At 75.0% G+C, this 19697-nt stretch carries 18 protein-coding genes; 6 read left to right on the top strand and 12 right to left on the bottom strand.

Annotation, left to right across the window (positions count from 1 at the left end; translation table 11 throughout):
• Window positions 1-58 precede the first annotated feature (58 nt).
• Window positions 59-496, bottom strand: coding sequence for a CreA family protein (locus IEX99_RS19145; RefSeq protein ID WP_229678147.1), 438 nt, complete (start codon window positions 494-496; stop codon window positions 59-61).
• Window positions 497-676: 180 nt separating this feature from the next.
• Window positions 677-2383: a gamma-glutamyltransferase gene (gene ggt / locus IEX99_RS19140; RefSeq protein ID WP_188903270.1), complete on the bottom strand. Its 1707-nt coding sequence runs from the start codon at window positions 2381-2383 to the stop codon at window positions 677-679.
• A gap of 35 nt (window positions 2384-2418) precedes the next feature.
• On the opposite strand from ggt, the gene IEX99_RS19135 reads away from it, so the two are divergent.
• Entirely contained in the window at window positions 2419-2814 is a 396-nt protein-coding gene (locus IEX99_RS19135) for a YraN family protein (RefSeq protein WP_188903268.1), read from the top strand.
• Between the two features lie 67 nt (window positions 2815-2881).
• Window positions 2882-4411, top strand: a complete 1530-nt coding sequence (locus IEX99_RS19130; protein ID WP_188903266.1) for a YifB family Mg chelatase-like AAA ATPase — start codon at window positions 2882-2884, stop codon at window positions 4409-4411.
• 14 nt (window positions 4412-4425) lie between these two features.
• Here IEX99_RS19130 and IEX99_RS19125 read toward each other — a convergent pair whose 3' ends face one another.
• Complete coding sequence (locus IEX99_RS19125) at window positions 4426-5151, bottom strand: 2OG-Fe(II) oxygenase (RefSeq protein WP_188903264.1); 726 nt, start codon at window positions 5149-5151, stop codon at window positions 4426-4428.
• A gap of 305 nt (window positions 5152-5456) precedes the next feature.
• Between IEX99_RS19125 and IEX99_RS19120 the strand changes: the two genes are divergently transcribed.
• The gene (locus tag IEX99_RS19120) at window positions 5457-6530 is read left to right on the top strand and encodes a DMT family transporter (protein ID WP_188903262.1); all 1074 of its coding nucleotides are present in this window, start codon (window positions 5457-5459) and stop codon (window positions 6528-6530) included.
• Between the two features lie 185 nt (window positions 6531-6715).
• On the opposite strand, the gene IEX99_RS19115 is transcribed toward IEX99_RS19120, so the two are convergent.
• Window positions 6716-7225 (bottom strand): Lrp/AsnC family transcriptional regulator, encoded by a 510-nt coding sequence (locus IEX99_RS19115; protein ID WP_188903260.1) that lies wholly within the window; start codon window positions 7223-7225, stop codon window positions 6716-6718.
• Between the two features lie 172 nt (window positions 7226-7397).
• On the opposite strand from IEX99_RS19115, the gene trxB reads away from it, so the two are divergent.
• Window positions 7398-8399 carry a thioredoxin-disulfide reductase gene (gene trxB, locus IEX99_RS19110; protein ID WP_229678146.1) on the top strand — a complete coding sequence of 334 codons (1002 nt, stop codon included), beginning with the start codon at window positions 7398-7400 and terminating at the stop codon, window positions 8397-8399.
• A 21-nt stretch (window positions 8400-8420) separates the two neighbouring features.
• Window positions 8421-9314 carry a LysR family transcriptional regulator gene (locus tag IEX99_RS19105; RefSeq protein WP_188903256.1) on the top strand — a complete coding sequence of 298 codons (894 nt, stop codon included), beginning with the start codon at window positions 8421-8423 and terminating at the stop codon, window positions 9312-9314.
• 1519 nt (window positions 9315-10833) lie between these two features.
• Here IEX99_RS19105 and IEX99_RS19100 read toward each other — a convergent pair.
• The 4 genes from IEX99_RS19100 to otnI all read right to left on the bottom strand — a co-directional run bounded on the left by IEX99_RS19100 (window position 10834) and on the right by otnI (window position 14004).
• Window positions 10834-11214, bottom strand: a complete 381-nt coding sequence (locus IEX99_RS19100) for a hypothetical protein (RefSeq protein ID WP_188903254.1) — start codon at window positions 11212-11214, stop codon at window positions 10834-10836.
• Between the two features lie 49 nt (window positions 11215-11263).
• Window positions 11264-12148: a helix-turn-helix domain-containing protein gene (locus IEX99_RS19095; protein WP_188903252.1), complete on the bottom strand. Its 885-nt coding sequence runs from the start codon at window positions 12146-12148 to the stop codon at window positions 11264-11266.
• A 154-nt stretch (window positions 12149-12302) separates the two neighbouring features.
• A complete protein-coding gene (locus IEX99_RS19090) occupies window positions 12303-13193 on the bottom strand; it encodes a 2-hydroxy-3-oxopropionate reductase (protein WP_188903250.1) in 891 nt (296 codons plus the stop codon).
• 25 nt (window positions 13194-13218) lie between these two features.
• Complete coding sequence (gene otnI, locus IEX99_RS19085; protein WP_188903248.1) at window positions 13219-14004, bottom strand: 2-oxo-tetronate isomerase; 786 nt, start codon at window positions 14002-14004, stop codon at window positions 13219-13221.
• A 216-nt stretch (window positions 14005-14220) separates the two neighbouring features.
• Here otnI and IEX99_RS19080 point away from each other — a divergent pair, with 216 nt between their 5' ends.
• Window positions 14221-15345: an AI-2E family transporter gene (locus IEX99_RS19080; RefSeq protein WP_188903246.1), complete on the top strand. Its 1125-nt coding sequence runs from the start codon at window positions 14221-14223 to the stop codon at window positions 15343-15345.
• Window positions 15346-15435: 90 nt separating this feature from the next.
• Here the strand turns inward: IEX99_RS19080 and hmgA are convergent, their stop codons facing one another.
• The 4 genes from hmgA to IEX99_RS19060 are packed head-to-tail and all read right to left on the bottom strand — an operon-like array spanning window position 15436 to window position 19681.
• The gene (gene hmgA / locus IEX99_RS19075) at window positions 15436-16779 is read right to left on the bottom strand and encodes a homogentisate 1,2-dioxygenase (protein ID WP_188903244.1); all 1344 of its coding nucleotides are present in this window, start codon (window positions 16777-16779) and stop codon (window positions 15436-15438) included.
• 15 nt (window positions 16780-16794) lie between these two features.
• On the bottom strand, window positions 16795-17772 hold the full coding sequence (locus IEX99_RS19070; RefSeq protein WP_188903242.1) for an MBL fold metallo-hydrolase: 978 nt from the start codon (window positions 17770-17772) through the stop codon (window positions 16795-16797).
• 21 nt (window positions 17773-17793) lie between these two features.
• The gene (locus tag IEX99_RS19065) at window positions 17794-17997 is read right to left on the bottom strand and encodes a DUF2783 domain-containing protein (RefSeq protein ID WP_188903239.1); all 204 of its coding nucleotides are present in this window, start codon (window positions 17995-17997) and stop codon (window positions 17794-17796) included.
• A 13-nt stretch (window positions 17998-18010) separates the two neighbouring features.
• A complete protein-coding gene (locus tag IEX99_RS19060) occupies window positions 18011-19681 on the bottom strand; it encodes an FAD-dependent oxidoreductase (protein ID WP_188903237.1) in 1671 nt (556 codons plus the stop codon).
• Window positions 19682-19697: the final 16 nt, after the last annotated feature.

The following is a 19697-nucleotide window of genomic DNA, read 5'->3' as shown; positions in this document are numbered from 1 at the left end:
ACCGCGTCATGCACGCCAGCTTGGACCATCTCCGGCCGCACGGGAATCCGACAGGCCGCTAGGGCCGATCGCGCTCCGCTTGCGCCGCGGCCTCGGGCGCCGCCGCGGAGGAGGCGAGCGGCACCGCTGCCATCGCGTTGAACGGCGAACCGTCCACCAGCTTCTTGGACCAGGTGAGGTAGACCACCGCGCCCCGCTCCTTGTCGAGGAAGCGGTGCACGCGCGTCTCCTTGAAGAAGACCGAGGTCCGGCTCTCGTAGACCTGCTGCCCGCGCTCCCCGCGCCGCGCCCGCTCGGAGGCGCGCACCGGCCCGGTCGCGGCGCAGGAGAGCGAGAAGCGCGCCGGGTCCTCCGCCAGCCCGACCATGCCCGAGAGCCTGCCGGTGCGCGCCTGGCTGATGTAGCAGGCGACATCCTCGACCTCCGGATCGGTGAAGCGCTCGACCACCGCGCGGTGGCTGAGTGTCAGGCCGAGATTGGTCAGCGCCGTGTTCACGTGGCCGATCTCCCGCGTCTCCGATCCCTGCGCCAGAGGCGCCGAGGGCGCGGCGGCGAGGCCGGTGCGGACGAGGCGGCGATCCTGGCGCGCATGGTCGGATCCTCCTTCGGGCCTGCCGACGCGCCCGTGCCGGCACAGTTCCCGCCGGTGATGCGCGGCGCCCCATCGCGCCGCGCCTCAGTCGCCGAGCGCCACGCCCTCGCGCCGCGGATCGGCGCCGCCGAGCAGCCCCCGCGGCGTCACGCGGATTGCCTGCAGGCCGGAGGCCATGGGGCCCACCTCCACCTGGTGCCCGCGCGCCGCCAGCGCCGGCGCCAGCGCCGCGGCGGCGGTGCCCTCCTCCAGCTCCACCGGCCCGCCCAGGGTGCCGACATGCGGCAATGCCACCGCCGCCTGCGGGTCCAGCTCCCAGTCGAGCATCGCCACCAGCGCCTGCGCGACATAGCCGATGATCCGCGCCCCGCCCGGCGAGCCGACCACCGCGTGCAGCCGCCCCGCCTCGTCGAACACGATGGTCGGCGCCATCGAGGAGCGCGGGCGCTTGCCGCCCTCCACGCGGTTGGCGACCGGGCGGCCCGCGATCTCGGGCAGGAAGGAGAAGTCGGTCAGCTCGTTGTTCAGCATGAAGCCGCGCACGGCGAGGCGCGCGCCGAACACGTCCTCGATGGTCGTCGTCATCGCCACGGCGTTGCCGGCGGCGTCCACGATCGCGACATGGCTGGTGCCGTGCTCGGCCTGCGCCGGCTGCGGCGCCGCCGGCGCCCGCGCGTCGCGCCAGGGCGGATTGCCGGCACGGGGGGCGGGAAGGGCGCGGCCGCGCTCGATGAGCTGCGCGCGCACCGTGAGATAGGCGGCATCGAGCAGCCCGCGCACCGGCACGCGCACGAAGTCCGGATCCGCCAGGTAGAGCGCGCGGTCGGCGAAGGCGAGCCGGCCGGCCTCGGCCAGCAGGTGCGCCGCCTCCGCCCCGCCCGGGTCGAGCGCCGCCATGTCGAAATGCGCGAGCAGCCCGAGGATCTGCCCCACCGCGACGCCGCCGGAGGAGGGCGGCGGGAAGCCGCAGACGCGGAAGCGGCGATAGGGCGCGCAGACCGGCGCGCGCTCGCGCGGCGCGTAGGCGGCGAGGTCCGCTTCCGTCATGCCGCCCGGGTTCGTCGGGTGCCCGCGCACGGCGGCGACGATCGCCGCCGCGATCGGGCCGCGGTGCAGCGCCGCCGCCCCGCCCGCGGCGACGGCGCGCAGCGTCCCGGCGAGGGCGGGATTGCGCAGGGGGTGGCCCTCCGGCAGCGGCCGGCCGTCCGGCAGCAGGAACAGCGCGCGCGCCTCGGGGTCGCCGGCGAGGCGCCCGGCCTCCCCGGCGATCGCCGCGGCGAGGCGGCGGGACACCGGGAAGCCGCGCTCGGCCAGCGCGATGGCGGGCTCCACGAGGCGCGCCCAGGGCAGGCGGCCATGCGCGCGATGCGCCGCCTCGAGCATCGCCACCGTCCCCGGCACGCCGACCGCGCGGCCCCCCACCGCCGCCTCGTGGAAGCCCATCGGCGTGCCGTCCGGGCGCAGGAACAGCGTCGGCGCGGCGGCGGCCGGCGCGGTCTCGCGCCCGTCCCAGGCGTGCAGGGCGCGCGCCTCGCCGTCCCAGAACAGCAGCAGCGCGCCGCCGCCGATGCCGCTCGACTGCGGCTCGACGAGGGTGAGGACCATCTGCACCGCGACCGCCGCATCCATGGCGTTGCCGCCCTCGCGCAGCACGGCGCGCCCGGCCTCGGCGGCGAGCGGATGCGCGGCGGCGACCATGTGGCGCCGGGCGAGGACCGGCTCCGCGCGCGGGACCGCCGGGAGGACGAGGAGGAGCGCAGCGAGCAGGATCGTCACGGCGCGACGGCGCATGGCGTTCTCCGGACCGATCTGGCATCCCTAACGCGATGCCGCGCCACGACGCCAGGGCGGCGCGCGAGGCCGCCGAGGCCCGCGGCCGCGCCGCCGAATCCCGCGCCGCCGCGGCGCTGGCGCGCGAGGGCTGGACCATCCTCGCCCGCCGCGTGCGCACGGGGGCGGGCGAGCTCGACCTGATCGCCGAGCGCGACGGGCTGCTCGCCTTCGTCGAGGTGAAGGCGCGGCCGCGGCTGGCGGAGGCCGCGGCGGCGCTCGCGCCGCGCCAGCGCGCGCGGCTGATGGCGGCGGCGGAGGCGTGGCTGGCGGCGAATCCGGGCCACGGCGCGGCGGGGATGCGGTTCGACGTGATGCTCGTCGCCGCCGACGGCGCGGTGCGCCGGATCGCCGACGCGTTCCGGATCGGGGATCCGGCCGGGACGGCGTGAATTCGCCGTCAAGGCGCCGCGCGCCGGATTCCGCCGTCCCGCGCCGCGCGCCACGCTCCGGCGCGCCATGACGACCATCGCGCGCGTCGCCACCTTCGCCTTTTTCGGCATCGAGGCCGTCCCCGTCGAGGTCCAGGTCCAGCTCGCCCCCGGCCTGCCCGCCTTCCTCGTCGTCGGCCTGCCCGACAAGGCGGTGGCGGAAAGCAGGGAGCGCGTGCGCGCCGCGCTCACCGCGCTCGGCCTCGCCCTGCCGCCCAGGCGCCTGCTGGTGAACCTCGCCCCGGCCGACATCGCCAAGGAGGGCTCGCATTTCGACCTGCCGATCGCGCTCGCCGTCCTCGCCGCGATGGACCTGCTGCCGCGCGAGGAGATGGCGGGCTACGCCGCGCTCGGCGAACTCGCGCTCGACGGCTCGATCCACGCGGTGGCCGGCGTGCTGCCCGCCGCGCTCGCCGCCTCGGCGCGCGAGCTCGGGCTGATCTGCCCCGCCGCGCAGGGCGGCGAGGCGGCCTGGGCCGGGCAGGTGGAGGTGCTCGCCGCGCCGGACCTGCCGGCGCTGCTGAACCATTTCCGCGGCGCGCAGGTGCTCTCGCCGCCCTCGCCGCCGCCGCTCGCCGCCGGCGGCGCGCGCGCCGGCCCCTGCCTCTCCGAGGTCAAGGGACAGGAGAGCGCGAAGCGCGCGCTGGAGATCGCCGCGGCGGGCGGCCACAACCTGCTGATGGTCGGCCCGCCAGGCGCGGGCAAGTCCATGCTCGCCGCGCGGCTGCCGGGGCTGCTGCCGGACCTCACGCCGGCCGAGGCGCTGGAAGTGAGCATGATCCACTCCGTCGCCGGCATGCTGGAGGACGGGCGGCTGGTCACGCGCCCGCCCTATCGCGAGCCGCACCATTCGGCCTCCATGGCGGCGCTGGTCGGCGGCGGCAGCCGCGGCCGGCCCGGCGAGATCAGCCTCGCCCACCGCGGCGTGCTGTTCCTCGACGAGTGGCCCGAATTCCCGCGCCCCGCGCTGGAGGCGCTGCGCCAGCCGATGGAGACCGGGCGCACCACCATCAGCCGGGTCCACGCGCATGTCACCTATCCGGCGCGGTTCCAGTGCGTCGCGGCGATGAATCCCTGCCGCTGCGGCCATCTCGGCGACGCCTCCCGCGAATGCGGCCGCGCGCCGCGCTGCGGCGAGGACTACCAGATGCGCCTCTCGGGTCCGCTGCTCGACCGCATGGACCTGACGATCGAGGTGATGCCGCTCGCCCCCGGCGAGCTGGCGCGCGCGCCGGCGGGCGAGTCCTCGGCCGCGGTCGCGGCGCGCGTGCAGGCGGCGCGCGGGCGCCAGCGCGCGCGCCACGGCCCGGACGGCCCGTCCTGCAACGCGGAGGCGGAGGCGCGCCACCTGCACCCGACGCTCGACGCCGAGGCGGACCGCCTGCTGGAGACGGCGGTGGCGAGGCTCGGCCTCTCGACGCGCGGGCACGTGCGGACGATGCGCGTGGCGCGCACCATCGCCGACCTCGCCGGCTCGGAGAGGGTGCGCCGCGTGCATGTGGCGGAGGCGCTCGCCTTCCGCCGCAAGGTGCCGGGACGGGGCGTGGCGGCGGCGTAGGCGCCCGCGCCGCCTCACGCCGCGTCGTGGAAGATCACCCCGAGCGTGAAGCGCGTGCCCGAGCGCACGCGGCTGACGCCGTGGCGCATCGTCACCCGGTAGGTGCCGCGCGTCCCCCGCACCGGCCGGCGGTGCACCGCGAACACCGCCGCCTCGCCCTGCGCGAGCGGCACCACCTCGACGCGCGACTGCATGCGCGGGCGCTGCTCGGCGAGCACGAACTCGCCGCCGGTGAAGTCGCGCCCCGGCGCGCCGAGCAGCACCACCGCCTGCAGCGGGAAGGCGACCGCGCCGTAGAGGTCCTGGTGCAGGCAGTTGTGGTCGCCCGGCCCGTAGCGCAGCAGCAGCGGCGTCGGCCGCCTCTGTCCGGCCGCGTGGCAGCGCGCGGCGAAGGCATCGAGCGTCGGCGGATACGCCGTCTCCTCCCAGCGCGACGCGATCGGCGCGAGCGGGGCGTAGAGCGCGCGCCGCAGCGCGGCGACCAGCGGCGGGAGGGGGTTGGCGAAATACCGGTATTCCCCGCGCCCGAAGCCGTGCCGCGCCATGACGACGCGGCTGCGGAAGCGCGATTCCTCCGCGTAGAGCGCGACCAGGGCGGCGCATTCCTCCGGCGTCAGCAGCGGGCCGAGCGGGGCGACGCCCTGCGCGTCCAGCTCCTCCGCCAGGCGCGCCCAGGGGAGGGCGGCGACGCGGGCGGCGATGGCGTCCTCGGCGGTGGCGGGTGCGGGTGCTTCGCTCATGCCCGCAGACTGGCACGGACCGGGCCGGCGCGCCCTCCGCCCGGTGCGGCGGCGCGGCGGGAGCGGCGGCGTCCCCTTCGCCGCAGCGCGCGCCGCCCCGGTGCCGGGCGCGCGAGCCCCGCCATGGCCGTCACCGGCGCGTCGTGGAGGCGCGCGGGAGCCTTCCCGCGCCTCCTCCGCCGGCGGAGCAGCGCATGGCCGGGGCGGACCGTCCGCGGTCCGGCGGGCGCCGGCGCGGTCGTGGCCGGCTGGGCCCGCCTCGGCCCCTCGCGGACACGCGGGTCCGGGTGGGATAGGGTCGCGCCATGAATCGTGCCGGCGTCGCCCTCGCCCTGCTGTCCGCCGTCCTGTTCGGGGCCAGCACGCCCTTCGCCAAGCTGCTGCTCGGCGCGGTGGACCCCTGGCTGATGGCCGGGCTGCTCTATCTCGGCGCCGGGAGCGGCCTGGCGGCCGTCCACCTGTCGCGGGCGGCCCTGCGGCTTCCGGCGGTCGAGGCGCCCTTGCGCCGCCCGGACGCGCCCTGGCTCGGCCTGGTGATCCTGACGGGCGGCGTCGGGGGGCCGCTGCTGCTGATGCTCGGCCTCGCCCGCACCGAGGCGGCGAGCGCGTCGCTCCTGCTCAACCTCGAGGGCCTGGCGACGATGGGCATCGCCTGGCTGGCGTTCCGCGAGAACGTGGACCGCCGCCTGCTGGTCGGCGCCTTCGCGATCCTGGCAGGCGCCGCGCTGCTGTCCTGGCAGGGGCGGGCGTCCCTCGACGGGGGCGCCGCCCTGATCGCCGGGGCCTGCCTGTGCTGGGGGATCGACAACAACCTGACGCGCAGGCTGTCCTCGGCCGATCCCGTGCAGATCGCCATGCTGAAGGGGCTCGTCGCGGGAACGGTCAACCTGGTCCTGGCCCTGGCGAGCGGCGCGGACCTCCCCTCCGGCGGCGCCGTCCTGGCCGCGGGAATCGTCGGCTTCCTGGGCTACGGCGCGAGCCTCGCCCTCTACGTGCTGGGCCTGCGCCATCTCGGCGCCGCGCGCACCGGGGCGTACTTCTCGCTGGCGCCGTTCGTGGGGGCGGTGCTGGCCGTCGCCCTGCTGGGCGAGCCGGTCTCGGCGAAGCTGCTGGCCGCGGGCTGCCTGATGGGCGTGGGGCTGTGGCTGCACCTGTCGGAGCGGCACGACCACGAGCATGTCCACGAGGCGCTGGAACACGAGCACCGGCACCGTCACGACGAACACCATCGGCACGAGCACGGCCCGGAGGCGCCGCCGGGGGAGCCGCACACCCACTGGCACCGGCATGAGCCCCTCGTGCACCGGCACCCCCACTACCCCGATCTGCATCATCGCCACGACCACGGGCGCATGCCGGCGCCCGGCAGGGACGCCTGATTCCGCTCCGTCCGCCGTCGGGGCGCGATGCCGGCGCGGGCGGTCGTTCGCCGCCCGCCGCCGGGCTCCCCGGTCGCGGCCGGCGGGGCGGCCACCCGGGCCGGATCCTCGCGCTCCGCGACGGCGATGGCGCCGCGCCCTCCGGCGCGCCGACCGGGATGCGTCAGCCCCGGGCCCGCCGGCGCCTACCCCTCCACCGGCACCCCCGTCAGGTCCTTGCTGGTGCGGATCGTCTGCAGGGTCTGCACGCGGCTGACCATCGCCGCGCCGGTCAGCCGTGCCGTCAGCGCGTTCTCGTGCGCCGTGTCACGCGCCACCAGGCGCAGCAGGAAGTCGCCGCCGCCGCGGATCATGTGGCACTCCCGCACCTCCGGCCACTCCGCCACCATCGCCTCGAACGCGCGCAGCACGCTCTCCTTCTGGCTCTCGAGGCCGACCAGGGCGAAGAAGGTGACGTCCCAGCCCAGCGCCGCCGGATCCAGGTCGGCGTGGTAGCCGCGGATCACCCCCGCCTCCTCCAGCCGCCGCACCCGGCGCAGGCAGGGCGGCGCCGAGAGCCCCACCCGGCGCGCCAGCTCGACATTGGTCATCCGCCCCTCGGCCTGGAGTTCGGCGAGGATGCGCCGGTCCGCCTCGTCCAGCGCGAGGGGCGGCTCGGCGGAGGGCGGAGCGTGGTGCGGGGGAGGATGTCTCATTCGTTGCTCGGCGGGACGGGTCGGACGCAATATCCTTGCTGGCCGCCGCGGGTTCAAGGCCGCGCCATCGAGCCCTCCGGGTTGTGGGAATCGGTGCGCCGGCCGATATGCTCCGGCGGCCCTTCGGCCGACCGACCGAGACAGACCCGCCAGCACCCCCGAGGTCCCCCCCTTGTCCCAGAGTGCCGCCGCCCCCGTCCTGCACCGCACGCGCCTGCTGATCCTCGGCGCCGGCCCGGCCGGCTACACGGCGGCGATCTACGGCGCGCGCGCCGGGCTCGGTCCGCTCGTCGTCGCCGGGCTGCAGCCCGGCGGGCAACTCACCCTCACCACGGACGTCGAGAACTACCCGGGCTTCGCCCAGCCCATCCAGGGGCCCTGGCTGATGGAGCAGATGCAGGCCCAGGCCGAGCATGTCGGCGCCACGATCGCGCAGGACGTGATCGTCAGGGCGGACCTCTCGCGCCGGCCCTTCCGCTGCGAGGGGGATTCGGGCGCGCTTTACGAGGGCGACGCGCTGGTCATCGCCACCGGCGCCCAGGCGCGCTGGCTCGGCATCCCGGGCGAGAAGGAATTGTCCGGCTTCGGCGTCTCCGCCTGCGCCACCTGCGACGGCTTCTTCTTCCGCGGCAAGGAGGTCGCCGTGATCGGCGGCGGCAACACCGCGGTCGAGGAGGCGCTCTACCTCGCCAACCTCGCGAAGGGCGTCACCCTGATCCACCGCCGCGACGCGCTGCGGGCGGAGAAGATCCTGCAGCAGCGCCTGTTCGCGCGGGAGAACATCCGCGTCCTCTGGGACACGGTGGCCGAGCGCGTCCTGGCCTCGGAGGGCAAGATCCGCGCCGTGCGCGGCCTCGCGCTGCGCAACGTCAAGACGGGCGAGGCGAGCGAACTCGCCGTGGACGGCGTGTTCGTCGCCATCGGCCACGACCCGGCGACGGCGCTGTTCAGGGGCCAGCTCGACATGGACGCGGAGGGCTACATCCGCACCACCCCCGGCTCGACGCGCACCAGCGTCGAGGGCGTCTTCGCCGCCGGGGACGTGCAGGACAAGGTCTTCCGCCAGGCCGTCACCGCCGCCGGCACCGGCTGCATGGCCGCGCTGGAGGCCGAGAAGTGGCTCGCCCACCGGCCGGCCGACGCGCCGGCCTCGGCCTCCTGCGCCGCCGAGTGATCCGAGGGGAATGGGGCCGGGATGCCGCTCGACTGGGACAAGCTGCGCGTCTTCCACGCCGTCGCCGAGGCCGGCAGCTTCACGCATGCGGGCGAGACGCTGAACCTCAGCCAGTCCGCCGTCTCGCGCCAGATCCAGGCGCTCGAGGAGGCGCTGCAGGTCCCGCTCTTCCACCGCCACGCCCGCGGCCTGATCCTGACCGAGGCGGGCGAGAACCTCTATCGCACCGTGCGCGAGGTGTTCGCCAAGCTCGCCATGACCGAGGCGCTGCTCACCGAGAGCCGCGAGCGTCCGGCGGGGCGCCTCAAGGTCACCACCACCACGGGCTTCGGCGCCACCTGGCTCGCCCCGCGGCTGAAGCGCTTCCTCGACATGTACCCGGAGGTGACGCTGACGCTGCTGCTCGACGACGCCGACCTCGACCTCGCCATGCGCGAGGCGGACGTGGCGATCCGCATGCATCCGCCGCGCCAGCCGGATCTGATCCAGCGCCACGTCGCGACCTTCGGCTACAAGGTCTGCGGCTCCGCCGAGTATCTCAAGAGGGCGGGCATCCCGCAGCGGGCCGAGGATCTCGACGCGCACCGCCTGATCATCTACGGCGACTACCGCCCGCCCATCGAGAGCGTGAACTGGCTCTCCGAGACGGGCCGCCGCCCCGGGACGCCGCGGCGCGGAGCGGTCGAGGTGAACTCGCTGCCGGCGATGCTGCTGGCGGTGCGGAGCGGCCTGGGGCTCGCCGCGCTGCCCGACTACATGGGCCCGGAGCTCGACGATCTCATCCAGGTGCTGCCGGACCTCAAGGCGCCGCGGATCGAGGCCTACTTCGTCTACCCCGAGGAGATGCGCCACTCCAAGCGGGTGGCCGTGTTCCGCGATTTCCTCGTGGCGGAGCTGGCCGCCTTTGGGAGCTAGGGCCGATCGCGGACGGCTGGAAACGGCCGGGAGCGTGGATCGGGACGCGCGGGAGCCGTTGCCGCGGGCACGGCCGAGCGAAAACGGCTCTGGCGGCCTGTCGGATTCCCGAGCGGCCTGAAACCGGTGATGCATGGGCGGCATGGCGCGGCTCATCCCGTGCGGCCGCGACCGGGCCTTGCTGCTGCCGCTCGTGGTGGTGGCGGCGGTGGGGCGGATGCCGGCCGGCACCGTCGCGGTGGGGCCGATCCCCGCGGCGGGGCGCAGGACCGCCCGCGGCGGCCGCTGGCGCTGCCGATCTCCCGCCGCGCCAGCGGCATCTTCTCCTCGCGTCGGATCGGGGCTGACGCGCGGCATGCGCTCCAGCCCCGCGGGCGGGGCGAGGCCGCCGCGCACTCGTCCTTGCCCTGTCCGGCGTCCGGTTGGCGCGAGCCGGCCTGCGCCATCGCGCTGCTCGTCGCCTGCGGCGGCTCGCTCTGAGCGTTCCGGCGCGCTCGTAAGGGCAGGCCCTGGGCCGCAAGTTGGAAATCCGCAAATCCGCACAGTTCAGGGACCCACCGGACATGTCCTGACGCACAGCGCACGGGGCAACGGGGGGCGGTGGCAGGGGCACCCCGCTGCCCCGGCCGGCATCGTCCGCCGCGCTGCCTGCTTCCACCGGCCAGGCCCGGCCGGACACGCGGCCGGACCGGACAGGGCGTGTCCGCGGACGCGCCCCCAGGGGGGCGGACCGCGCCGTGTCGCGTCCGCCCGCGCCAGATCGGGCGAGGGCGAACTCGATCCGGTCGCCGTCCGTCGTCGCCATCACGCTCAGCGCGTTCCGTCTCCCGCTCGATGTGTCGCTGGGCGGCCCTGGCCTCCGCCTCGGCGAAGCTGACGATTCCGGCGTGATGCTCGTGCCTGACCGGTCCCTCCGCCGACGGGACCGGCATCGCACCCAAGGCTGTGTCCTGGTCGCCCGCCCGGTGTCGCGCGGTACCGCAGGACAGCGCGGGGCAGGGAAGGACCCGCAGGGCACACGGCCGGCGCAGCCCGCGCGGCGGGCGCGCGTGTCGGCCGACACGACGGACACGACCGACGCCGGCCGGCGCAGTGGCATGCGGTCATTCGCGGGAAGGTGATTGCGGGGGCGGCGCAGGGCCGAGTGCCGCTCGCGTGAGCACGGACGGGAGCAGCGCGGCCCCTCCCCGCCCCTTGCGATCGGCACCCCGTCTCGCGGGGGCACGCCCCGGCGGCAGAGCAGCGGGCCCGTTGGCGCCCACCATATGCCGCGGGGCCATGGGCACGAAAGAAGAAGCCCGCCAACCCATGGGATTGGCGGGCGAGTAAACAGGGAGGCTTCACGTCTGGGAGACGAAGGGGTTCATGGCGCTGCCCTCGGCGGGCATCGCCCTGAACGACCCCGTCCGACGAAGTCGGTCGGACAATTCGCATGCTAACGGATTCGCGCCATGCGCGATTCCGGAAATCGGACGGGCCGCCATGCGAAATGCACATGACGATCCGGGGGGAGGCGGCATCAAGCCTGCCCGCCGGCGGCGTCGCCTGCTGCAGGCGTCGGCCCGGCATGATCGGGGCCACGCGGCGGCGGCGTCGGTAGGGCCGCGGAGGCGGAAGCGGGTGAAGGCGGCGAGGGTGTCGTGGTCGGGGAGCGGGTTCGCCGCCACGCAGCGCACGCCGAGGTCGGGCGCGTCGCCCGCTCGATCCGGCGCGAGGAGAAGATGCCGCTGGCGCGGCGGGAGATCGGCAGCGCCAGCGGCCGCCGCGGGCGGTCCTGCGCCCCGCCGCCGGGGATCGGCCCCACCGCGACGGTGCCGGCCGGCATCCGCCCCACCGCCGCCACCACCACGAGCGGCAGCAGCAAGGCCCGGTCGCGGCCGCACGGGATGAGCCGCGCCATGCCGCCCATGCATCACCGGTTTCAGGCCGCTCGGGAATCCGACAGGCCGCTAGGCGGCGGCCGTCTCCCGCAGCAGCGCCCGCACCCGCTCGGCGGCGGCGGCGCCCTTCAGGGCCTCGCGCCAGGCGTTCTCGGCCACGCGCTGATGGACCGACACCGCCTCCTCCGCCGAGGTGACCATGGCGACGCCGATCGCCGCGGTGGGCGAGGCGTCCGGGGCGAAGGGGTTGCCGACCACGTGCGCCCGCTCGCGCCCGCGCAGCACCTGGAAGCCGCCGACCGGATCGGGGCCCGGGAACAGGCCGAGCTGGACCCCGATCGGCACCGTCTCCATCAGCTCCGCGATCGCCATGGCCTCGGACCGCGCCGCGTCGCGGCAGCGCTGCCGCGTGCGGTCGGAGACGGCGAGGCCGGGGGCGATGCCCTCCGCCAGCATGCGCCGCAGCGCGCCCTCGGCGAGGATGCCGATGATGGTCGGGCGGCGCTGCTGGTGCAGCCGCTTGCGGCTGGCAAGCTGGCCCATCGCCTGGTCCGCCGCGGCCCGCGCCGCCGCGCGCTCGGCGCCGCCCAGCATGTCCGCGGCCTCGGCCATGGCCTCGGCCAGCGCGCCGTCGAAGGCGTCGGTGCTGACCTGATAGACCAGGGCGCCGCCGAGGATCAGGATCTGGTCGGCCGCCTCCTCGATCTGGCGGAGGCGCTCCTGGAAGGCGGCGGGGCGGGTGAAGTAGTCCACGCCGATGCCGAGCAGGGACAGCGGCGAGATCTTCAGCAGCTCCGCGAGGCGCCGGATGGTGTCGAGCTTGATGACCTCGCCCTTCTCGTAGCGATACAGGGCGGCCCGCGAGACGCCGAGGCGGGCCGCGATCTCCTCGGCACGCAGCCCGGACTCCAGACGGTAGGCCCGCAACTGCTGCCCGATATCCGCGAACCGCATGCAACCCCCTGCAGGTGATCAAATTCAGATACAACCCGGCGATCCGAGACGGACTCTCGCCGCGAATCACGCGAGCCGAATTTGCTGCCTTCGCCCGTGGCGTGCAACGGGCAATGTCGGGGAGCGCGGGCCGGGGGCGGCCGCCCTTCCCAGCTCAGGCCGGGTCGGGCGCCACCTTGTGGTTCGCCAGGATCTCCAGCGCCCGGACCAGGCCGGAGTGGTCGAGGTCGGCGCCGCCCGCCGCCGCGACGGCCGAGAAGAGCTGCTGCGTCGAGGCGGTGTTGGGGAGCGCCACGCCGAGGTCGCGCGCGGCCGACAACGCCAGGTTGAGATCCTTCTGGTGCAGGCGGATGCGGAAGCCGGGCGCGAAGCTGCGCTTGATCATCCGCTCCCCGTGCAGCTCGAGGATGCGGGAGGTGGCGAGGCCCCCCATCAGCGCCTGGCGCACCTTGGCCGGGTCGGCGCCGGCCTTGGCGGCGAAGGTCAGCGCCTCCGCCACCGCCTCGATGGTGAGGGCGACGACGATCTGGTTGGCGACCTTGCAGGTCTGGCCGGCGCCGTTCTCCTCGCCGACCAGGGTGATGTTCTTGCCCATCGCCTCGAACAGCGGCTTCGCGCGCTCGAAGGCGCGCGGCGGCCCGCCGACCATGATGGTGAGCGTGGCCTGCTTCGCGCCGACCTCGCCGCCGGAGACGGGGGCGTCGAGGTAGTCGCAGCCCCTGGCGTTGATGCGCCTGGCGAATTCCCTGGTCGCCGTCGGGCTGATCGAGGACATGTCGATCACCAGCTTGCCGGGCGAGAGCCCGGCCTCGACGCCGCCCGGGCCGAACAGCACGGCCTCCACGTCGGGCGTGTCGGGGACCATGAGGATGATCGCCTCGGCCTCGCGCGCGATGGCGGTGGCGTCGGGCAGGACGGTGGCGGCGGCGCGGATCTCGTCGGTGAGGCTCCGGCGCTCGGGCACGAACAGCGCGTGGCCGGCGTTCCTCAGGTGCAGCGCCATCGGCTTGCCCATGATGCCGAGGCCGATGAATCCGATCTTCATGGCGTGCGGGGTTCCCTGTCGCGGATCAGGTCTCGTTCCGGTAGGGCGCGAACCAGCCGAGGCCGGCCGTGGTCTCGCCCGCCGGGCGGTACTCGCAGCCGATCCAGCCGCGGTAGCCGAGTTCGTCAATGCGGCGGAACACGAAGGGCCAGTTGACCTCGCCGGTGCCGGGCTCGTTGCGGCCCGGGGTGTCGGCGACCTGCATGTGCGCGATCAGCGGCAGGTGCCTCTCGACGCGCCTGACGAGATCGCCCTCGGTGACCTGGCAGTGGTAGAGGTCGAACTGCATCCCGATCCGCTCCGGGCCGAGGGCGCGGATGATCGCCGCCGCCTGGTCGGTGGTGTTGAGGAAGTAGCCCGGGATGTCGCGGTGGTTGATCGGCTCGATCACCGGCTTGACGCCCGCCTTGGCGCATTCCTCCGCCGCCCGGTCGAGATTGGCCGCGAAGGTGGCGAGCAGGGTGTCGTGGGGCACGCCTTCCGGCCTCAGCCCCGCCATCACGTGCAGCCGCGGGCAGGAGAGGGCGGCGGCGTAGTCGAGCGCCCTGGCCAGCGCCTCGCGGAATTCGCCCCGGCGGTCGGGCAGGGCGGCGAGGCCGCGCTCGCCCCTGGCCCAGTCGCCGGGCGGGAGGTTGAACAGCACCTGCCGCAGTCCGTTGTCGGCGAGGCGCTTCGCGATCTCGGCCGCCGGATGCTCGTAGGGGAAGAGGAACTCCACCGCCTTGAAGCCGGCCCTGGCGGCCAGGGCGAAGCGGTCGAGGAACGGCGCCTCGGTGAACATCATGGAGAGATTGGCGGCGAAGCGCGGCATGCCCGGCGATCCTCCCTCGTTCCGCGCGCGGCGCGGGGGCGGGCGCACGCTAGCCCCGGCGCGGCCTGCGCGCCAGCGTCGCGGGGCGGCCCGGTGCGCGATCGGCCGCGGTTTGGCAAGCTGCGCGGCGAATCGCGCCCGCGCCGCCGATCCCGCTCCGCCGCGACGCGCGCGGCGTCGCGGAGCGGCCGGAAGCGGCGCAGGAGATCCGGCCGAATGCACCCGTCCTCCGAGGTGGAGTCGCTCCGCCCCGCCCGCCTGATCGGCCTGCTGGCGCTGCTCGCGCTCGGCGTCGGCTGCCTGCTGGTGCTGTGGCCCTTCCTCTCCGCGCTGCTCTGGGCGGCGATCCTCGCCTTCTCCACTTGGCCGGCCTACCGGTTCCTCCGCGACCGGGCGCGCCTCTCGCCCGGCTTCGCGGCCGGGGTGATGGTGACGGCGGAGATGCTGCTGGTCGGCCTGCCGATCGTCTTCGCCGCGCCGACCAGCCGCGAGGAGGTGGAGGCGCTGCGCGCCCAGGTCGAGGCGCTGCTGACGGCCGGGATGCCCGGCCTCGGCGCGTGGCTTGCCGGCCTGCCCTATGTGGGCGACTTCCTCCGCGACTGGATGGCAGGATTCGCCTTCGACCTGTCGGGGCTGGCGAACCTGCTGAGGCCCTATGCGGGGACCATCGCCTCGGCCGTGCTCACGGTGCTGCTCGCCGTGCTGTCCGGGGTGGCGGAGCTGCTGCTCGCGATCCTGCTCGCCTTCTTCTTCTACCGCGACGGCGAGGCGATGGCGCAACGGGCGTCGCGGATGATCGGGCGCGTGGGCGGGGCGCGGGCGCAGCGGCTGCTGGTCCTGACCGGAAACGTCACCCGCGGCGTCGTCTACGGGCTGATCGGGACGGCGGTGGCGCAGGGGATCCTGACCGCGCTCGGCCTCTGGCTCGCCGGCGTGCCGCAGCCGGTGCTGCTCGGCGTGGTGGCGGGGGCGCTCTCGATCTTCCCGGTCGGCGCGCCGCTGGTCTGGATCCCGGCGGCGATCTGGCTGTTCGTCGAGGACCGGATCGGCTGGGGGATCTTCATGGCGCTCTACGGCGCCTTCGGCATCTCCTCGGTGGACAACGTGATCCGGCCGCTGCTGATCAGCCGCGGCGCCGACCTGCCGCTGCTGCTGACCCTGCTCGGGGCGCTCGGCGGCGTGTTCGCCTTCGGCTTCCTCGGGCTGTTCCTCGGACCGGTGCTGCTCGCGGTGGGGTTCACGCTGGTGCTCGAGTTCTCGGCCGAGGCGGAGGCGCAGGACGCGGCCGTGGAGGCCGCGGAGACGGCGCCGGCGCCGAGACCGGACCGCGACGCGGGCTGAGCTGCGCGGCGCGGACGGCTCGCGCCGACGTTCGGCCGGGGGCGACGCCGCGCGGGGAAAGCGGCGCCGCCCCCGGCGTTCCCGGAGGTCCTACGGCTTCGTCGGGTCGAAGCGCTTCCTCAGGCCCTTCCAGCAGTCCAGGTAGTCGCGCTGCAGCGTCTCGAGCTCCGCGGCGTAGCGGGTGACGCGCTGCGGCAGCCGCGTCTCGAACATGAAGGCGAGGGTGTTGGCCAGCTTGTGCGGCCGGAGCTCGGCGGCGCTCGCGGCCTCGAAGGCCTCGGCGTCGGGGCCGTGCGGCAGCATGCAGTTGTGCAGCGAGAAGCCGCCGGGGACGAAGCCCTGCGGCTTGGCGTCGTACTGGCCGTAGATCAGGCCCATGAACTCGCTCATGATGTTCATGTGGTACCAGGGCGGGCGGAAGGTGTCCTCCGCCACCATCCAGCGCTCCGGGAAGATCACGAAGTCTATGTTCGCGGTGCCGGGCGTGCCCGAGGGGGAGGTGAGCACCGTGAAGATGGACGGGTCGGCGTGGTCGAACAGGATCGGGCCGACCGGCGAGTAGCGGCGCAGTTCGTACTTGTAGGGCGCGTAGTTGCCGTGCCAGGCGACGACGTCGAGCGGCGAGTGGCCGATCTCGCAGGCCCACAGGGCGCCGCCCCACTTCACCAGCAGCCTCGAGGGCGCCTCCCTGTCCTCGTAGGCGGCGACGGGGGTGAGGAAGTCGCGCTGGTTGGCGAGGCAGTTGGCGCCGATCGGCCCGCGCTCCGGCAGGGTGAAGGTGCCGCCGTAGTTCTCGCAGACGTAGCCGCGCGCGGGCTCGCCGCGCAGCTCGGCGCAGAACTTCACGCCGCGGGGGATGACGGCGATCTCGCCCGGGGCGATGTCGATGACGCCGAACTCGGTGCGCAGGCGCAGCCGGCCCTGCTGCGGCACGATCAGCATCTCGCCGTCGGCGTTCCAGAAGTACTCGTCCTCCATCGAGCGCGTGGCGAGGTAGACGTGCGCGGCCATGCCCTCCTGCGCGGCGGCGTCGCCGGCGGTGGTGACGGTGCGCATGCCCTCGAGGAAGGAGAGCCTCTCCTCCGGGATCGGGACCGGCCCCCAGCGCAGCGGCTGGATCGGCAGCTCGGCCTCGGCGCACGGCGCGGTGCGCCAGAGCGGCGCCGCGTCGCTCCTGGCGAAGCGTCCGATGTGGCGCACGGTCGGGCGGATGCGGTAGAGCCACGAGCGCTCGTTCGCCGCGCGCGGCGCGGTGAAGGGCGAGCCGCTGAGCTGCTCCGCGTAGAGCCCGTAGGCGCATCGCTGCGGCGAGTTGCGGCCGACGGGGAGCGCGCCGGGCAGCGCCTCGCTCTCGAAGCTGTTGCCGAAGCCGGACATGTAGCCCGGCTCCGCGGTGCCGGTGCGCGCCGGCTGGGCCTGGCCGATGACGTTCATGGCGACACCTGCCTCCTATCCCGCCTCCGCCGGGTTCGCGGCCTCGCCGCGCTCCAGCGCGCGCCACATCTCGAGGTCGCGCTCGGCGGTCCAGATGCGCGGGCGGTCGAGGCCCTTCGCCTCGTCGTAGGCGCGGCTGACGTTGAACGGCATGCTGTGCTCGAAGATCACCCACGACCCGTATCTCGGGCGCAGCGCGGCCATCGCCTCGTCGTAGACCTCCTTGAGCGGGGCGCCGCGGGCGACGCCGCGCCTGACGATCGCGAACAGGTCGGAGGTGAAGGCGGCGGTGCCGGCGATGGCCTCCTCCACCTCCGCGCGGCTCATCAGGCTGCGGCCGCGACCCGGCACCATGCGCTCCGCGCCCAGCGCCTGCACGGCGGCGAGGGTGGTCGGCCAGTCGGCGAAGTGCGCGTCGCCGCAGTACGGTGTCGCGCCGTACTCCACCGTGTCGCCGGCGAAGAGGACGCGGTCCTGCGGCAGCCACACCACGGTGTCGCCGGCGGTGTGGCTGCGGCCGATGTGGATGATCTGCACCTCGCGCCGGCCCATCCAGAGCGTCATGCGCCGGTGGAAGGTCAGGTGCGGCCAGGTGAGGCCCGGGATGCCCTCCCTGCCGCGGAACAGGCGCGGGAAGCGGCCGATCTCGCTGTCCATGTCCTGCCGGCCGCGCTCGGCGATCAGCTCCCGCGTCACGTCGGAGGCGATGATCTCGGCCCCCGCATAGGCGGAGGCGCCGAGCACGCGCACCGCGTGGTAGTGCGTCAGCACGAGGTGGCGGATCGGCTTGTCGGTGACGGCGCGGATGCGGGCGATGACCTGCTCCGCGAGGGCCGGGGTCGCCTGCGCGTCCACCACCAGGACGGACTCGTCGCCGACCACGACGCCGGAATTCGGGTCGCCCTCCGCGGTGTAGCCGTAGAGGCCGGGGCCGAGCTCGTCGAAGGAGACGGTCTTGTCGGCGAGGTCGTTGGTGCTGGCGAAGCCCGGCATGGCGGTTCCCTTCCCTGCGGATCAGTCGGCGGCGACGGTCGCCCGCGCCTTCGCCATCGCCTGGCGCAGCACCTCGAGGTCGCCGACCTGGTTGGCGAGCAGCAGGATCAGCGCCGCGTTCGCCGCCGCGCTCTGCTCCGGCGTCAGGTCGCGGTGCATCTCGATCAGCGCCTCGTAGAAGGCGTCGGCGTCGGCGATGTTGGGCTCGGTGTTCAGCGTCGCCATCGCGGCGCGGTCCTCACGCATGGCCCGTGGCGCGCGCGAGGGCGGCGCGGACCCGGGGCGGGTCCAGGCGGCGCCAGCGCGCGCAGACGTGCTGGTCCGGACGCAGGAGATAGGTGGTGCCCGGCCGGGCGTCGAGGCGCGCCGCGAGCAGGCCCTCCGTGTCCTCGACCGCGGCGATGCCCGGGGGCGCCGCCGGGCCGCTCCCGGCCGGCGCGACCACCAGCGGGCGGAGGGGGACGTCGCTCTCCGCGGCGAGGACGCGCAGCGCCTCGGGCGGCGGGTCGTCGGGGCCGAGGAAGTGGAGCAGGACGAAGGCGTCGCCGATGTGCCGCAGGAACCAGGAGGGCCGCCCGCCGACGCCGACCGGCGCGTCGGCGACCGGCGCGCCCGGCACCATCGCGCCGGCGAAGGGCTCCTCGTCCGGCGTGTTGAGCGGCGAGTCCCGGAGCGTCGCGGGCACGGAGAGCCGCCCGCTGTTCACCAGCCGGCGCGCGAAGGCGCAGTCGCGGGCGAGGCGCAGCACGGCGTCGCGGAAGGTGCGGCTGACCTCGCTCTTCGGCGTGATGAAGTCGGTGCTGCGCGTGGAGTTCAGGATGTTCTCGTCCGCCGCCGGCACGCGCTCGGCGTCGTAGCTGTCGAGCAGCCGCTCCGGCGCCTTGCCCTTGAGCACCAGGGCGAGCTTCCAGGCCAGGTTCTCCGCGTCCTGGATGCCCGAATTGGCGCCCCGCGCGCCGAAGGGCGAGACGCCGTGCGCGGCGTCGCCCGCGAACAGCACGCGGCCGTGGCGGAACCGCTCCATGCGCAGGCAGGCGAAGGTGTAGACGCTGACCCAGAGGAGCGTGAAGTCCACGCCCTCGCCGAGCAGCGCGCGGATGCGCGGGATGACGCGCTCCGGCTTGCGCTCCTCCTCCGGGTCGGCGTCCCAGCCGAGCTGGAAGTCTATGCGCCACACGTCGTCCGGCTGGCGGTGCAGCAGCACCGACTGGCCGGGGTGGAAGGGCGGGTCGAACCAGAAGCGGCGCTCGGCGGGGAAGGGGGCGGACATGCGCACGTCCGCGATCAGGAAGCGGTCGCGGAAGACGCGGCCCCTGCTCTCCAGCCCCATCAGCGCGCGGACGCCGCTGCGCGCGCCGTCGGCGGCGACCACCCAGTCGGCGCGGAGGCGGTAGTCGCCCTCCGGCGTCGTCACCGTCAGCGTCACGCCGTCCGCGTCCGGGGCGATGCCGCTGACGCGGTTCCTCCAGCGGATCTCGAGGTCCGGCAGCTCCCGCGCGCGGTCGAGGAGGTAGCCCTCGACGTAGTACTGCTGCAGGTTGATGAAGGCGGGGCGCTCGTGGCCGCTCTCCGGCAGCAGGTCGAAGGCGTAGACCGGCGCGTCGCGGAAGAAGACCTTGCCGGTCTTCCACCCCACGCCCTTGGCCACCATGCGGTCGCCGCAGCCGAGCCGGTCGAAGATCTCGAGGGTGCGCTTGGCGAAGCAGATGGCGCGCGAACCGGCGGAGAGCCGCTCGTCCTCGTCGAGCAGCAGCACGCGCACCCCCTGGCGCGCGAGGTCCACGGCCGCGGCGAGGCCGACCGGGCCGGCCCCGACCACCACCACCGGATGGCGCGCCGGCACGGCCGCGTCCTGGTCCGGCGAGCGCGCGTAGGGGAAGGTGAGGGACTGGTAGTCGGGATCGGCCATCGCGGCACCCATCGCG

The sequence above is a fragment of the Caldovatus sediminis genome, assembly GCF_014644455.1.
GTDB lineage: Bacteria > Pseudomonadota > Alphaproteobacteria > Acetobacterales > Acetobacteraceae > Caldovatus > Caldovatus sediminis.
This window is presented reverse-complemented; position numbering and strand designations above follow the sequence as displayed.